The organism is Sphingomonas sp. BK580 (assembly GCF_014194975.1).
In the GTDB taxonomy this organism is placed as follows: domain Bacteria; phylum Pseudomonadota; class Alphaproteobacteria; order Sphingomonadales; family Sphingomonadaceae; genus Sphingomonas.
Window position 1 is genome coordinate 35,681 of sequence record NZ_JACIAY010000006.1, and the last position, 15,079, is coordinate 50,759.

Here is a 15,079-nt window from a genome sequence, read left to right on the forward strand (position 1 = left end):
GCCCATCGCTCTTCGGCGATCGGGTCGCAGCCATGTAGGATCGCGCCCGAGCGGGCACAAGCGCGCGACCGAAGACGTAGCGTCCCGCGCGGGGTCAGCGCGCGCGGACGACCAGCGACGCCAGCTCCACGCGCGCGCCGAGCGCGCCCGGCGGCACCGCCACCGGCGACGTGCGCGCCGACCCGCTGGCCCGGTCGACGAGCGTGACCGGCACGGCGTAGCCGCGGGTGAGCCGCCACGTCCGCGCCTCGGCGAGCGGCACGGTCGCGCGCCAGGACCGCTCGCCGGTGACCGGCAGGTCGCGGCCGTCCACTTGGACCTTGGTGTCCGCCGAGTCGCGTTGCCCGGAGAGCCGCAGGCAGGTCGCGCCGCCGCAGTGGACCAGCCGCGCGCTGGCCGCGCGCTCGGCCGCCGCCGGCGCCGCGGCCGTGAGGATCGCGCAGGCGGTGATCGCGAGGGAGACGGTGTGGGCCATGGGACGGGCATAAGCCGCCTCCCGGCGCCGCCGACATGCGCCAATTGACGTAGGCGCCCCGTCCGGCGCGGCCGCTTACGTCAAACACCCCATATCGATTCGCCGCCGCTGCCAACACTCTCGCACCGCAGCGATCGGCCCCGCGCGAGGCGCCGACGCCGGGCGACAGTCGCGGAGGGGCGACGAGTTCAACGTACCGATTGAGGGCATTGATGGCAGGACGTTTCTCCCGCGCAGGGTGGCTGTGCGCGACCGCGCTGATGGGCGTGGTCGGTGGACCGGCGCTGGCGCAGGAGGCCCCGACCGCCGCCGCGCCGACCGCGGCCGATCCCGGCGACACCACCGCGGCGTCGGTCGACGGCAACGAGATCGTCGTCACCGGCAGCCGGCGGCGCACGACGCTGCAGGACGCGCCGATCAACATCAGCGCGGTCTCGGCCGAGACGATCGCGTCGCAGCGGCTCGACGACATCCGCTCGCTCGCCTCGTTCACGCCCGGCGTCACCGTCGCGGACACCGGCCCCGGCTCGACCGGCGCGATCATCCTGCGCGGCATCGCCTCGGGCGACACCAGCGTCGGCGGCGCCGACAGCGGCAATGCGGTGGGAGTCTATCTCGGCGAGGTGCCGCTCTACCTCGACTTCAAGCTGATCGACATCAACCGCGTCGAGGTGCTGCAGGGACCGCAGGGCACGCTCTACGGTCTCGGCACGCTCGCCGGCGCGGTGCGCTACCTGCCCAACCGGCCCGAGACCGACCGCTTCAGCCTCGACGTCCACGGCCGCGGCTACGCGCAATCCTATTCCGACGATTTCGGCGCCGTCGGCGACGTCGCGCTCAACGTGCCGATCGTGCGCGATCACATCGCCTTCCGCACCGCGACCGGCTATTACGCCAATGCCGGCTTCATCGATTACAACTATCTGCTGCAGCAGCCCGGCGTCTCCGATCCGCAGCCCGGCCGCGCCACGGAGACGTCGACCGGCTCGCTCGACACGGGCAATTACGGCAGCAACTTCAAGCGCAAGGAGGATGTGAACTATGAACACACCTTCACCACGCGCAACCAGCTGCTGCTGGAGTACAACCCCAACATCAAGGCGTATCTCACCTACGCGCACCAGAACACCAAGACCGGCGGGCGGCAGGCCAACGGCGCCGGCGTGCTCGGCACCGGACGGTACGAGGGGCCGTGGCGCTATCTCGAGCCGGTCGAGCGGAACGCCGATCTGTTCGCGGCGGAGTTCGACATCAACCTGGGCGGCATCGCCCAGCTCGTCAGCACCACCGCTTACACGAAGCAGCACATCACCTCGGTGGACGACAACACCGACCTGCTGCTCGACCTCGACTATGGCTACGAGGCCTTCCCGCAATTCTCCTCCTACGCCGACAACGAGCAGCACTATAAGCAGTTCAACCAGGAGGTCCGGCTCGTCTCGACGCACGGCGGCCCGTTCAACTGGGTGATCGGCGGCTTCTACAACCGGCTCAAGTTCGACAGCAACCGGCAGGAATATACGCCCGGATTCGCGGAGTATTACGACATCCCGCGGCCGGACAACCTGGAATATATCTCACAGGTCAACAGCAGGACGGTGGAGAAAGCGGCCTATGGCGAGGGCACGCTCCACGTCACCCAGGCGTGGCAGGTGACGGGTGGCCTGCGCTATTTCAAATATGACGCGGAGGTCAGCGGCGGGTCCGACTTGCCGCTGCTGAGCGGCGGGCTGGCCCGCATGCCCTATCCCTCGTTCACGATCGACCCTAGCCGGATCCGCACCGGCGACACGTCGAAGGACGGGCTCGTGTGGAAGGCCAACACCTCCTACAAGTTCGGCGAGGGTCTGCTCGCCTACTTCACCTATTCGACGGGCTATCGCGTCGGCGGCGTCAACCGCGTCGTTCCCTGTATCCAGCCGCTACCCGCCGGGCAGAACCTGTGCGCGCTGCCGAACGAGCTGGTCTATGGCCCCGACCGGACCCGCAACAAGGAGATCGGCGTTCGCGCCAGCCTCTTCGACCGGCGCCTCCAGCTGACCGTCGACGGCTATGAGATCAACTGGAGCGGCGTGCAGGTGCCGAGTCAGACCGTCAACGGCGCGATCGGCATCACCGTGAACGGGGCCGACGCGGTCTCGCGCGGCTTCGATGTCCAGGCCACGCTGCGCCCACTGCCCGAACTGACCGTGATCGGCACCTATTCCTACGTCGACGCGCACCTCACCCAGGACGTGACCGGGCTCGTGGTCAGCCAGGGAGTCCGCTACGATGCCTTCGAGGGCGATCGCCTGCCCGGCTCGGCCAAGAACTCGGGCAGCGCGCAGATCGTCTACAGCCACGCGCTCGACCAGGACCGCAAGATCGAGGCGATCTGGGCGACGATCTACCGCGGCGACATCTACTCGCGCGTCGGGCTGCGCGGCAACGGTGAGGCGATACCGGGCTATGTGACGCACAGTGCATCGCTCAACTACGTCAGCAAGCAGTTCGAGGTCGGCCTGTTCGCGGACAATCTCACCAACAAATATGCCGTCACCGCGATCAGCAACGATATCTCGTCGTTCAATCAGGTCCGCACCGACGTGGTGGAGCGCTATTATGCGCGCGGCGTGCTGACTCCGCGCCGGGTCGGGATCGACTTCCGCTTCCATTATTGATCGCCGCCGGGCGCCGCTCGATCGGCGTCCGAGCGCGGCGGCCGGTCGCCTTCTCCACCTCCAGCAGGAACTACTTATGGCCTCTCTGATCGTGACCACCCGCGACGGCGCGACCCGCCCGCTCCCCGCCGACGTCGGCCTGTCGGTGATGGAGGTGATCCGCGACAACGGCATCGACGAGCTGCTCGCGGCGTGCGGCGGCTCGCTCTCCTGCGCGACCTGTCACGTCATCGTCGATCCCGCGCAGGCGCTCACGCTCCCGCCGCCCAGCGAGGCCGAGCGCGAGCTGCTCGACGGGCTCGACCAGGTCGCGCCGACGTCGCGCCTTGGCTGCCAGATCGCGTTCGACGAGCGGCTCGACGGCCTGCGCGTGACGATCGCACCCGAGTCGTGAGCGTGCGCCGGTGAGCGGGGCGGCGGGGAGCGACCATGACGTCGTGATCGTGGGCGCCGGCCAGGCCGGCGCCCAGGCGGCGATCGCGCTGCGCCAGCTCCGCTACCAGGGCTCGGTCGCGCTGATCGGGGACGAGCACGAGCTGCCCTATGAGCGACCGCCGCTCAGCAAGGCGTATCTCGCCGGCGAGCAGCGCTTCGAGCGCCTGCTGATCCGGCCGGCCACCTTCTGGCAGGAGAAGGCCATCGATCTCCGCCCCGGCTGCCGGATCGTCGCGGTCGACCCCGCGGCGCGCCGGGTCACCGCGGCGGACGGCACCCGCATCGGCTATCGTCGCCTCGTGTGGGCCACTGGCGGGGCGCCACGCCGGCTCGACTGCCCCGGTGCCGGGCTCGCTCGCGTGCACGCGTTGCGCTCGCGCGCGGACGCCGATCGCCTGGCGCAGGAACTCCCCGCGGCGCGGCGGGCCGTCGTGATCGGGGGCGGGTACATCGGCCTCGAGGCGGCGTCGGTGCTGGTGGGCGCGGGCAAGCAGGTGACCGTGGTGGAGGCGCAGCAGCAGGTCCTCGCGCGCATGTCGGGGACGATGCTGGCGCGTTTTCTCGAGGCCGAGCATCGGTCGCGCGGCGTGAACCTGCGGCTCGGTACCACCGTCGACCGCATCGAGGGGCGCGACGGCGCCGCCCGCGGGGTACGTCTGACCTCGGGCGAGTTCCTCGCCGCGGGCCTGGTGATTGTCGGGGTTGGGATCGTCCCGGCGGTGGCGCCGCTCCTCGCCGCCGGTGCGCGCGGCGGCGACGGCGTGGAGGTCGACGCCGTGTGCCGGACCAGCCTGCCCGACGTCTATGCCATCGGCGACTGCGCCACGCACGCCAACGCTTTCGCCGACGGCGCGCGGATCCGCTTGGAGTCGGTGCAGAATGCCAATGACATGGCGGGCACGGTCGCGCGCTCGATCGTCGGGGTCGCGCACCCTTATTACGCGGTGCCGTGGTTCTGGTCGAACCAATATGATCTGCGGCTGCAGACGGTGGGGCTCGCCGCCGGACACGATCTCGCGATCCTGCGCGGCGCCATCGACGCTCGCTCCTTCTCGGTGATCTATCTTCGCCAGGGTCGGGTCGTCGCGCTCGACTGCGTCAACGCGACCAAGGACTATGTACAGGGGCGAAAGCTCGTCGAATCAGGCGCCGAGGTACGATCCGACCTGATCGCCGACACGAGCGTCCCCCTCACTCAGGCGCTGCTCAGCGAGGGCGTCCTCCCGATCCGCGCGGCGTAGGCACGCCCGCGCGCGGCGGTCGCTGCCTCGATCGCCTGCTCGAGCTCGCGTCGGCCACCACAACGGGTCTCGTACCCCTGACTCGAACAGATAGGCTCGCGGGCCTTCCCTCGAAGCAGCGCGGTTCCGCCAGCTGCGGCGTTTTCCTGCGCCAGGCGTTGAAGATGAGCGCTACTGGCGGCAGAGCGCTCGATAAGCCTTTCCCCGCGTGCTAGCGTGGCCAATACATTCTGAGATTGTGACAGAGTTCATGTGTTATCTCACTGATCGCGCGGCAGAAACGGGCATTGTTTCCGTCCGTCACCGCGCCCCGTCCGCGTAGACGCGGACGCCATGAGCGAGCTTGGCGAGGGCGCGACGCCTACCCGCGCGATCGATCGCGGCGGGTCGGGGCTCGCCGCACGCGGCTGGCGAGTCGACGAGGCGCGGCGTCGCGCGACGATCGACTCGCTCAATCTCGCCTCGCTGCGCCGTTCGGCCGCGCTGCGTCAGATCACCGACTTCGCCGCGCAGCTGTGTGCCGCGCCGGTGGCACTGATCACGCTGATCGAGGAGGCCGACCAGACCTTCCTCGCGGCGAGCGGTACCGACCTGGAGGGGACCAGACGCTCCGAGTCGTTCTGCGCGCACGCGATGTGGGAGGAGGACGTCACCGTCTTCCCCGATCTCGCCGCCGACGAGCGCTTCCTCGGTAACCCGCTGCTGCGCGACCCGGGGGTACGCTTCTACGCCGGGATGCCGCTGGTGGCGGACGACGGGGTCCCGCTCGGCGCGCTGTGCGTGCTCGACATGGCGCCGCGTCCGGAAGGGCTCACCGCGCTCCAGCGCGACGGGCTGCGCGTGCTCGCCAGCAACGTGATGGCGCGGCTGCGCGGCTCACGCGACGATGCGGCATGGCGCGAGGCCGCGGGCGAGGCGCGCCGCGCCGCCGCCGAGAGCGAGACGCGCTTTCGCACGCTGGCGGACACGATGCCGCAGATGGTGTGGTCGACGCTGCCCGACGGCTATCACGATTACTACAACGCGCGCTGGTACGAGTTCACCGGCATGCCCGAGGGCACGACCGACGGCGACGAGTGGAACGGCATGTTCCACCCCGACGATCAGGCGCGCGCCTGGGCGGTGTGGCGCCACTCGCTCGAGACCGGCGAGGCCTATCAGATCGAGTATCGGCTGCGCCACGCTGACGGCACCTATCGCTGGGTGCTCGGCCGCGCGCTGCCGATCCGCGATCGCCACGGCGCGATCACGCGCTGGTTCGGCACCTGCACCGACATCCATGAGCAGAAGCTCGCCCTGGAAGAGCGCGAGGTGGTGAGCCAGGAGCTGAGCCATCGCATCAAGAACATCTTCTCGGTGATCTCGGGGCTGATCCACTTCGCCGCGCGCGCGCATCCCGAACTGGCGTCCGTCGCCAACGACCTGCGCCAACGCATCATCGCGCTGGGCCGCGCGCATGATTTCGTCCGCCCGCACAGCAACGAGTCGCGCCCTCACCTCCCGCAGGACAGCCTCCACGGGCTGCTCGCCGAGCTGTTCGCGCCCTATCAGCGTGTCGCGGGCGAGCGGATCACGATCAGCGGCGACGACGTCGCGGTCGACGATCGCGCCGCCACACCGCTCGCGCTGCTGTTCCACGAGCTCGCCACCAACGCGAGTAAGTACGGTGCACTGTCGGCCGAGCACGGCCGTATCGATCTCGCGGTGGCGCGCGGCGTCGGCACGGTACGCCTCGAGTGGCGCGAGCGCGACGGCCCTACCCTGGACACGCCCCCGGCGGACACCGGCTTCGGCAGCCAGCTGATCGAGCTGAGTGCGGTGCGTCAGCTCGGCGGCGCGGTGACTCGCACGTGGCATTCGGACGGGCTGGAGCTGGTGGTGACGGTGCCGCTGCCCGCGTTCAGCCGCGCCGCGGCCACCTGACGAACTCGGCGGGCGTCGTCGCGTCGGCCGGGGCCATCTCGGTCGCGGTCAGCGCCGCGCTAAGGATCGCCTCGTCGTTGAACGGCTTGCGAACATAGCCCAGCGCAATGCCGGGGTCGGTGATCTGGCCGGGGTTGGCGGTGACGAACACCACCTTGACGCCGTGCTCGCGCGCGATCCGCTCGGCGATCACGGGCCCGGTCGCACCATCGCGCAGATTGACGTCGACGAAGGCGAAGTGGCAGCCCGGCGCGGCGCGATAGGCGCTCTCGGCGTCCGCCGCGATCGCGGCGACCACGAATCCCGCGTCCTCGAGGATCCGCTCGAGGTCGAGCGCGACGAAGATCTCGTCCTCCACGATGAGCGCTGTCTGGGGCATGACGTCGCTTCGATCACTCCGCTGGTTGGCTCGGGTTAACCCCGATCAATCGGCAGGGTTCCGGCGCAGCAGGAAAACCGCGTGCTCAGCGAGGAAGTTCGCGGCCGCACCGCCGGTGCGCTTGTCGCCCGAGAGGAACCAGGCGTCCTCGGTCGCGACCCCGCGCTCGGCGAGGTGCGCGCGGAAATCGTCGACGGTGAGGTGGTGGATGTTGGGGGTGTCGTACCAGCGCTCGGGCAGCAGCCGAGTCACCGGCATCCGCCCGCCCCACAGCAGCGACAGCCGCACCCGCCAATGCGCGAAATTGGGGAAGCTGACGAAGGCGTGGCGCCCGATCCGCAGCAGTTCGTCGAGCACGCGGTCGGGCGCGCGCGCGGTCTGGAGCGTCTGGCTCAGGATGGCGTAATCGAAGCTCTGGTCGGGGTAGCCGGCGAGGTCGGTGTCGGCGTCGCCCTGGATCACCGACAGCCCGCGCGACACCGCCGCGGCGACGTTGCGCGGGTCGAGCTCGAGCCCGCGCGCGTCGACCCCCTTGGTGTCGCGCAGCGCCTTCATCAGCTCGCCGTCGCCGCAGCCGACGTCGAGCACGCGCGCGCCCGGCGGCACGTGCGCGGCGATGATCGCCAGATCGGGGCGCAGGCTCACGCGCCGGTCCCGAGAAAGCCGCCGATGACCCGGTCGAGCTCGGGCGAGTCGAGCAGGAAGGCGTCGTGGCCGTAGGGGCTCGACAGCTCGACGAAGCTGGCGGGCGCGCGCGCCGCCACCAGCGCCTGCACGATCGCGCGCGACTCGGCGGTGGGATACAGCCAGTCGGTGTCGAAGCTGACGAGGCAGAAGCGCGCGCGCGCGGCGCGGAAGGCGTGGGCGAGCAGCCCGCCATGCTCCTCGGCGAGGTCGAAATAGTCCATCGCGCGGGTGATATAGAGGTAGGAGTTGGCGTCGAACCGGTCGGTGAAGGCCAGCCCCTGGTGGCGCAGGTAGCTCTCCACCTGGAAATCGGCGTCGAAGCCGAACGACTTCTGCTCGCGCGCCTGGAGGCGACGGCCGAACTTCTCGGTCAGCCCCGCCTCGGAGAGATAGGTGATGTGCGCCGCCATCCGCGCCACCGCCAGCCCGGCGGCGGGGGGTGCGCCGTCGTAATAGTCGCCGTTCCGCCAGTTCGGATCGGCCATGATCGCCTGGCGCCCGACCTCGTGGAAGGCGATGTTCTGCGCGGTGTGGCGCGCGGTGGAGGCGATGACGAGGCAGGCGTCGAGCCGCTCGGGGAAGGTCGCCGCCCAGCTCAGCGCCTGCATCCCGCCCATCGATCCGCCCACCACTGCGGCGAGCCTCGCCACGCCGAGATGATCGAGCAGCAGCGCCTGCGCACGCACCATGTCGCGGATCGTGATGACCGGGAAGGCCATCGCATAGGGCCGCCCAGTCGCCGCGTCGGCGCTCGCCGGGCCCGAGCTGCCCATGCAGCTGCCGAGCACGTTGGCACAGACCACGAAGAAGCGATCGGTGTCGATCGGGCGGCCGGGGCCGACCATGCGCTGCCACCAGCCCGGCTTGCCGGTGCGCGGATGCGCCGAGGCGACGTGATGGTCGCCGGTGAGCGCGTGGCAGATCAGCAGCGCGTTGCCGCCGTCGGGCGCGAGCGTGCCATAGGTCTCATAGGCGATCTCGACCGGGGCGAGCAAAGCGCCGCCGTCGAGCCGCAGCGGCCCCGGCAGCACGACGTGCCGCGACAGGCCGAAGCGCTGGTCCAGCGAGGAAGGCGTGGTGAGCATGGGGCAGCCGCTTTACCCGCGCCGCCCCGCCCAAGTCGAGCCGGACCCGCGCACGCCCGCGCGGCGTTGGCGCTGGGCGTCACGTCGACGCGGGAGGCCCTTCATGGCGGACGACGCCGAGGCGCGCGAGCGCGACATCGACCTCGATCCCGACGAGCGCGCCGCGGTCGAGCAGCGCCAATCGGCCAGCGCGCGCGTGATCCACGAGGTGATCCGCCGCGCTGGCGACGAGGAGCTGGAACGGCCGGGCTGGTCGCTGGTCTGGTCGGGGCTCGCCGGCGGCGTGGCGATCAGCGCGTCGGTGCTGGGCAAGTCGCTGATCGCGCGCGACCTGCCCGAGGCGGGCTGGACGCCGCTGGTGACGAGCGTCGGCTACACGCTCGGCTTCCTCGTGGTGATCCTCGGGCGGCTCCAGCTCTTCACCGAGAGCACGCTGTCCGCGGTGATCCCGGTGGCGACCCATCCCAGCCTCGGCAACCTGGCGCGGCTGCTGCGGCTCTGGGCGCTGGTGCTCGGCACCAACCTTCTCGGCACGCTGCTGATCGCGGGGCTGGTCCACTATCGCCTGATCGGCTCGCCCGAGGGCGGCGCGGCGATGCTGGAGACGGCGCGCGAGCTGCTCGCGCATGATTTCTGGGCGACGCTGCGGCTTGGCATCCCCGCCGGCTTCCTGATCGCGGCCGTGCCCTGGGCGCTGCCCTCGTCGCGCGGGCAGGAGTTCTGGGTGGTGTTCGTGCTGACCTATTTCATCGCGCTGGGCGGCTTCGCGCACGTCGTCGCCGGCTCGGGCGAGGCGTGGCTGCTGGCCTTCGCGGGCGAGGTCTCGTTCGCGCAGGCGCTGGGCGGGCTGATCCTCCCCGCGCTGGTCGGCAACGTGATCGGCGGCACCGGCCTGTTCGCGCTGCTCGCGCACGCGCAGGTGCGGCAGGAGCTGTGACGCCCGGCCCTCTTCCCCAGCCGCCTCACACCCGCTACCCGATCGCGCATGAGTGACGCGCCCCGCCCCAAGCCCTGGATCATGGACATCGCCCCGTACGTCCCGGGGCGCTCCACCACCGACGACGGGCGCAAGGTCGCCAAGCTCAGCTCCAACGAGAACCCGCTCGGCACCTCGCCGGCGGCGCGCGCCGCGTTCGCCTCCGCCGCCGACTCGCTCGAGCGCTATCCCGACGCCAGCGGCGCGATCGTGCGCGAGGCGATCGCGACGCGGTTCGGGCTCGACCCGGCGCGGATCATCTACGGCAACGGCTCGGACGAGATCCTCCACCTCGCCGCGGGCGCCTTCGCCGGGCCCGGCGACGAGGTGATCTTCGTCCGCTACGGCTTCGCGGTGTACGAGATCGCGGCGCGGCGCGTCGGCGCCATCCCGGTGATCGCGCCCGACCGCGACTATGCCACCGACGTCGACTCGATCCTCGCCCGCGTCACCGACCGGACCCGCGTCGTCTACGTCGCCAACCCCAACAATCCGACCGGCACGTTCGCGCCGCGGGCCGAGATCGCGCGGCTCCACGCCGCGCTGCCGCCGGCGGTGCTGCTGGTGCTCGATCAGGCCTATGCCGAATATCTCGCCGACCAGGACGACGACGGCGGGCTCGAGCTCGCCGCGACCGCGCGCAACGTGCTGGTGACGCGCACCTTCTCCAAGATCCACGGGCTCGCCGCGGAGCGCATCGGCTGGGGCTACGCCCACGCCGACATCGTCCAGGCGCTGCACCGCATCCGCCTGCCGTTCAACATCACCATCGGCGGCCAGCGCGCCGCGGTCGCCGCGATCGCGGACCGCGGCTTCGTCGCGCACACGCGCGCGCACAACGCCACCTGGCGCGCCTGGTTCGCCGAGGAGATCGCCAGGCTGGGCAACGCCGGGCTGCGCGCGATCCCCAGCGAAGCGAACTTCGTGCTGGTGGTGTTCGAGGGCGAACTGACCGCGGAGACCGCCTACAAGGGGCTGATGGACGCGGGCTACATCGTCCGCTGGCTGCCCGGCCAGGGGCTGGCGCAGGGGCTGCGTATCACCATCGGCACCGAGGAGGAGACGCGCGGCGTCGCGGCGGCGCTGCGCGCGCTGGTCGAGCGCGACACCGCGCCCGCGCACGCCGAGGCGGTCGACGCCGGGATCGAGCGCGGCTGATGCTGCCGTTCAGCCGCGTATCGGTCATCGGGCTGGGGCTGATCGGCTCGTCGGTGGCGCGCGCGGTGCGGCACTACCTGCCGACGGTGCGGCTCACCGGACATGACGCCAGCGCGGACGTGCGCGAGACCGCGCGCCGGATCGATCTCGTCGACGACGTCGCCGACAGCGCCGCCGCGGCGGTGACCGACGCCGATCTCGTCATCCTGTGCGTGCCGGTCGGCGCGATGGCCGCGGTCGCCGCCGAGATCGCCGACGACCTGCCCGCCGACGCGATCGTCAGCGACGTCGGCAGCTGCAAGACCGCGGTGGCGCAGGCGCTCGCCGCGGCGCTGCCGCCCGAGCGCGTTGTCCCCGCGCACCCGGTGGCGGGGACCGAGCAGAGCGGCCCCGAGGCGGGCTTCGCCTCCTTGTTCCGCGGGCGCTGGTGCATCGTCACGCCGCTCGCCGAGAGCGACCCGCTCGCGGTCGCGCGGGTCGAGGAGTTCTGGCGCCGGCTCGGCGCCGACGTCGAGCGGATGGCGCCCGATCATCACGACCGCGTGCTCGCGGTGACGAGCCACCTGCCGCACCTGATCGCCTATACGATCGTCGGCACCGCGGACGATCTCGGCCAGGTCACCGAGTCCGAGGTGATCAAGTTCTCGGCCGGCGGCTTCCGCGACTTCACCCGCATCGCCGCGTCCGACCCGGTGATGTGGCGCGACGTCTTCCTCGCCAACAAGGAGGCGGTGCTGGAGATGCTGCAGCGCTTCAGCGAGGACCTCAGTCAGCTGCAACGCGCGATCCGCTGGGGCGACGGCGACGCGCTCTACGACCGTTTCGCGCGGACGCGCGCGATCCGCCGCTCGATCGTCGATCAGGGTCAGGACGATGCCGCCGCCGACTTCGGGCGCCGGCACGACTGAGGGGCATCCTCCTCACCTGACTGTGGCGTCATGCTGAACTCGTTTCAGCATCCACCGGCCCGCGAGTGCGACGGCGTTCGGATGTGCCGCACGGTGGATCCTGAGACGAGCTCAGGATGACGCTAGTGGCAGCCGTGGCCTTCGCTCCTGCCCGTGTTCCCGCGCACGCGGGAACCCAGTGCCACGCGCGGCTCGTTTGCGACCCTGGGCTCCTGCGTCCGCAGGAGCACGAACATCCTCACCTCGCGTTCAGCGCGTTGATCGCCGCGTGCACGCGCGCCTCGATCTCGCGGCGCGGCAGCCCCGGGGGGATCGGCTCCCCAAGCCGGATCGTCACCTCGCCCGGCGTCACCGTGCCCCTGCGCAGCCCCAGCCGCCCGCTGTCGAGCGCGATCGGCACCACCGGATAGCCGAGCGCCTTGTACAGTCCCGCGAAGCCCGAGCGCAGCGGCGGTGCCTCGCCATGCGGCACGCGCGTGCCCTCGGGATAGACGATCACCGATCGCCGCGCCTCGCGCGCCACCTTCGCATCGCGCACCAGCTGCCGCAGCGCCGCGGCGGAGGCGTCGCGGTCGACCGGGATCGCGCCGTAGACCCGCGTCGCCCAGCCCCAGAAAGGGATGTTCCACAGCTCGCGCTTGAGCACGACCGCCGGGCCGCGCAGCAGCGGCTGCAGCTCCACCGTCTCGTACATGGCCTCGTGCTTGGCGGCATAGAGCACCGGCCCGGCGGGCAGCTCACCCTCGAAGCGCGTCCGCACGCCGAGCAACGCGCGCGCCGCCCAGCGGTGATAGGCCGACCAGACATGCGCGTACGGCACCATCGCGCGCTGCCCGAACAACGCGACGATTGGCACCACCAGCACGATCGGCACCGAGCCGGCGTAGAACACCAGCCGGAAGAGCCAGGATCTCAGCGCGTCCATTGTCTCACCCGCTCCCACCCCAGCACCGCCGCGCGCAGCAGCAGCTTGTTATATTCGTTGACCGCCTGGGCCAGCGTCGGCTCGCTCGGCACGCCCTCGACCGCGACGCCCACCGTACCGCCCAGCGCGGCGGCGAGCTCGAGCGCGGCGCGGCGCGCGTGCCAGTCGGAGGTGACCAGCCGGATCGACCGATAGCCGCGGGCCTTGACCCAGGCGGCGGTCTCCTCGGCGTTGCCGCGCGTGTCGACCGCCTCGGCACCGAGGTCGACGCAGCAGGCGAAGGTGGCGGCATGGCCGCTGACCCGCGCGAGGTCGGCGCGCGTCACGCCCGGCGCGGTGCCCGTCACCAGCATGCGCCGTGCGCGCTTCTGCTCGAGCAGGTCGAGCCCCCGCGCGATCCGCCCCGCGGCCCCGGTCGGCACCACGATCGCGTCGGTGCGCAGCGCCGCGTCGGGCGTGCCCGGCAGCGCGAGCATGAAGAGCGCGAAGCCCAGCGCCCAGCCGAGCAGCGCGAGCGCGACCAGCCGCTTGATCACAGCGTGCGCGCCAGCGCGTGGGTGACGGTGCGGCGTGCCACCAGCGCGGCGAAGCCGACGAAGACGAGCGGCAGCATCGCGAGCACGCCCCAGCCCTCGGCGCCGAGCGCGACGGTGTCGCCGAGGGCGCCCGAGCCGGCGGCGAGGGGGCCGACCAGCAGCGCCGCGGTCACGGCCGCGGCCGCGCTCGCCACGACCGCGGCGGCCGCGGCGTCGCGCGCGACGCGGCGCTGGAACAGCCCGGCCACCTGGGTGTCGGTCGCACCTAGCCCGTGCATCACCGCGATCGTGGCGCGGTGCGCCTCGAGTCCCGCCCGCGCCGCCAACACCACCACCGCGGCGCTGGCGGCCACCATCAACGACCCGACCGCGGCGGCGAGCACCGACGCGAGCCGCAGCAGCCGCGCCAGCGGCGCCACCGCCGCGCCGTGCGAGTCGATCACCGCGCCGGGCGCGGCACGGGCCAGCACCGCCCGTGCCGTCGCGAGCGCGGCGTCGCCGGGAGCGAGCTCGAGATCGATCAGCTCGGGCATCGGCAGGTCGGGGTCGTCCGCCGCGCTGCCGAGCCAGGGCGCCACCAGGGCCGCCAGCTCGGCGCGCGGCACCGCGCGCGCGCGCGTCACCGCGGGCGAGGACCGCAGCGTCGCCAGGGCGCGGGCCGCCGCCGTCGCGCGTGCGGTGGGGTCGGCGTCGGTGAACTGCACCGTGGCGCGTCCGCTCAGCCGCGCGCCCAGCGCCGCCGCGCCCCGCCCCGCGGCGATCCCTGCCGCCGCGGCGAGCAGCGTCAGGAACAGCATGATCGCGAGCACGCCCACCATCGCGCGCCCGGCACGCGCCGGGTCGAGCACGCGGGCGGTCGCCGCGCTCATGCCATGCTCACGCGCGCGGGCGGGAAGCGCAGCGCGCCCGTGGGGTCGAGCAGCCGCCCGTCCGCCAGCCGCATCATCTGCGCGGCCTTGACCCGCCGCAGCAGCTGCGGATCGTGCGTCGCCACCACGACGGTGGTGCCGAGCCCGTTGAGCGAGGCGAACAGTTGCATCAGCCGCTCGGCCATCTCCTCGTCGACGTTGCCGGTCGGCTCGTCCGCGAGCAGCAGTTCGGGCCGCCCCACCACCGCGCGCGCGATCGCCACCCGCTGCTGCTCGCCGCCCGACAGCGTCGCGGGCAGGGCCGCGGCGCGGTGCGACAGGCCGACCCAGGCGAGCATCTCGCGCACCGCCTCGGCGACGTCGGCCTCGTCCGCCGCGGCGATCCGCAGCGGCAGCGCCACGTTGTCGGCGATGCTGAGGTGCGGGACGAGGCGGAAATCCTGGTAGACGACCCCGACACGGCGGCGGAAGCCGGGCATGCGCGCGCGCGGCAGCGTCACCACATCCTCGCCGAACAGCCGGATGATCCCGCGGCTGGGGCGCTGCGCCAGGTAGAGCAGGCTCAGCAGCGAGGTCTTGCCCGCGCCGCTCGCGCCGGTGAGGAAGTAGAATTCGCCCGGCGCGAGCGCGAAGCTGACGTCGCGCAGCACCTCCTCGCCCTGGCCGTAGCGCAGCCCGACATTCTCGAACTGGACGATCCCCGCCACCCGGCCGCTCACCACCTCTCGCCTGCGCATCGCCCTGCCGCCATCGCACGCGTGCCCGCGCGCATCAAGCAGGCGACGGGCCGCTTGCCTCAGGTGGCTCGCACGTGCTTAGAAT

The 15,079-nt window shown here is 71.9% G+C and carries 15 protein-coding genes; 7 read left to right on the plus strand and 8 right to left on the minus strand.

Annotated elements, in window-relative coordinates:
• Window positions 1–94 precede the first annotated feature (94 nt).
• On the minus strand, window positions 95–475 hold the full coding sequence (locus tag FHY05_RS12050; protein ID WP_183944647.1) for a hypothetical protein: 381 nt from the start codon (window positions 473–475) through the stop codon (window positions 95–97).
• A 212-nt stretch (window positions 476–687) separates the two neighbouring features.
• Here FHY05_RS12050 and FHY05_RS12055 point away from each other — a divergent pair, with 212 nt between their 5' ends.
• From FHY05_RS12055 to FHY05_RS12070, 4 genes are all read left to right on the plus strand, one after another.
• Complete coding sequence (locus FHY05_RS12055; protein ID WP_183944648.1) at window positions 688–3,135, plus strand: TonB-dependent receptor; 2,448 nt, start codon at window positions 688–690, stop codon at window positions 3,133–3,135.
• Window positions 3,136–3,211: 76 nt separating this feature from the next.
• Window positions 3,212–3,529 (plus strand): 2Fe-2S iron-sulfur cluster-binding protein, encoded by a 318-nt coding sequence (locus FHY05_RS12060; protein ID WP_183944649.1) that lies wholly within the window; start codon window positions 3,212–3,214, stop codon window positions 3,527–3,529.
• Window positions 3,530–3,539: 10 nt separating this feature from the next.
• On the plus strand, window positions 3,540–4,811 hold the full coding sequence (locus FHY05_RS12065) for an FAD-dependent oxidoreductase (RefSeq protein WP_183944650.1): 1,272 nt from the start codon (window positions 3,540–3,542) through the stop codon (window positions 4,809–4,811).
• A 333-nt stretch (window positions 4,812–5,144) separates the two neighbouring features.
• Window positions 5,145–6,734 (plus strand): sensor histidine kinase, encoded by a 1,590-nt coding sequence (locus FHY05_RS12070; RefSeq protein ID WP_183944651.1) that lies wholly within the window; start codon window positions 5,145–5,147, stop codon window positions 6,732–6,734.
• Here FHY05_RS12070 and FHY05_RS12075 read toward each other — a convergent pair.
• Genes FHY05_RS12075 through FHY05_RS12085 form a run of 3 tightly spaced genes read right to left on the minus strand, consistent with a single transcriptional unit; the run spans window position 6,712 to window position 8,885 of the window.
• The gene (locus FHY05_RS12075) at window positions 6,712–7,113 is read right to left on the minus strand and encodes a response regulator (protein WP_183944652.1); all 402 of its coding nucleotides are present in this window, start codon (window positions 7,111–7,113) and stop codon (window positions 6,712–6,714) included. The two genes, FHY05_RS12070 and FHY05_RS12075, sit on opposite strands and share 23 nt — an antisense overlap.
• Window positions 7,114–7,158: 45 nt before the next feature.
• Window positions 7,159–7,758: a methionine biosynthesis protein MetW gene (gene metW / locus FHY05_RS12080; protein WP_132908530.1), complete on the minus strand. Its 600-nt coding sequence runs from the start codon at window positions 7,756–7,758 to the stop codon at window positions 7,159–7,161.
• Window positions 7,755–8,885: a homoserine O-acetyltransferase gene (locus FHY05_RS12085; protein ID WP_183944653.1), complete on the minus strand. Its 1,131-nt coding sequence runs from the start codon at window positions 8,883–8,885 to the stop codon at window positions 7,755–7,757. The genes metW and FHY05_RS12085 overlap by 4 nt, the downstream gene beginning before the upstream one ends.
• Window positions 8,886–8,988: 103 nt before the next feature.
• Between FHY05_RS12085 and FHY05_RS12090 the strand changes: the two genes are divergently transcribed.
• The 3 genes from FHY05_RS12090 to FHY05_RS12100 are packed head-to-tail and all read left to right on the plus strand — an operon-like array spanning window position 8,989 to window position 11,927.
• Complete coding sequence (locus FHY05_RS12090) at window positions 8,989–9,822, plus strand: formate/nitrite transporter family protein (RefSeq protein WP_183944654.1); 834 nt, start codon at window positions 8,989–8,991, stop codon at window positions 9,820–9,822.
• Window positions 9,823–9,870: 48 nt separating this feature from the next.
• Entirely contained in the window at window positions 9,871–11,019 is a 1,149-nt protein-coding gene (hisC, locus tag FHY05_RS12095; RefSeq protein WP_183944655.1) for a histidinol-phosphate transaminase, read from the plus strand.
• Window positions 11,019–11,927, plus strand: a complete 909-nt coding sequence (locus FHY05_RS12100; protein WP_183944656.1) for a prephenate/arogenate dehydrogenase family protein — start codon at window positions 11,019–11,021, stop codon at window positions 11,925–11,927. The genes hisC and FHY05_RS12100 overlap by 1 nt, the downstream gene beginning before the upstream one ends.
• A gap of 238 nt (window positions 11,928–12,165) precedes the next feature.
• Here the strand turns inward: FHY05_RS12100 and FHY05_RS12105 are convergent, their stop codons facing one another.
• Genes FHY05_RS12105 through ftsE form a run of 4 tightly spaced genes read right to left on the minus strand, consistent with a single transcriptional unit; the run spans window position 12,166 to window position 14,964 of the window.
• Window positions 12,166–12,852, minus strand: coding sequence for a 1-acyl-sn-glycerol-3-phosphate acyltransferase (locus tag FHY05_RS12105; RefSeq protein WP_183944657.1), 687 nt, complete (start codon window positions 12,850–12,852; stop codon window positions 12,166–12,168).
• Window positions 12,840–13,388 (minus strand): YdcF family protein, encoded by a 549-nt coding sequence (locus tag FHY05_RS12110; RefSeq protein ID WP_183944658.1) that lies wholly within the window; start codon window positions 13,386–13,388, stop codon window positions 12,840–12,842. The genes FHY05_RS12105 and FHY05_RS12110 overlap by 13 nt, the downstream gene beginning before the upstream one ends.
• Complete coding sequence (locus FHY05_RS12115; protein ID WP_183944659.1) at window positions 13,385–14,257, minus strand: ABC transporter permease; 873 nt, start codon at window positions 14,255–14,257, stop codon at window positions 13,385–13,387. The genes FHY05_RS12110 and FHY05_RS12115 overlap by 4 nt, the downstream gene beginning before the upstream one ends.
• On the minus strand, window positions 14,254–14,964 hold the full coding sequence (ftsE, locus tag FHY05_RS12120) for a cell division ATP-binding protein FtsE (protein ID WP_183944918.1): 711 nt from the start codon (window positions 14,962–14,964) through the stop codon (window positions 14,254–14,256). Before ftsE ends, FHY05_RS12115 begins: the two co-directional genes overlap by 4 nt.
• Window positions 14,965–15,079 lie beyond the last annotated feature (115 nt).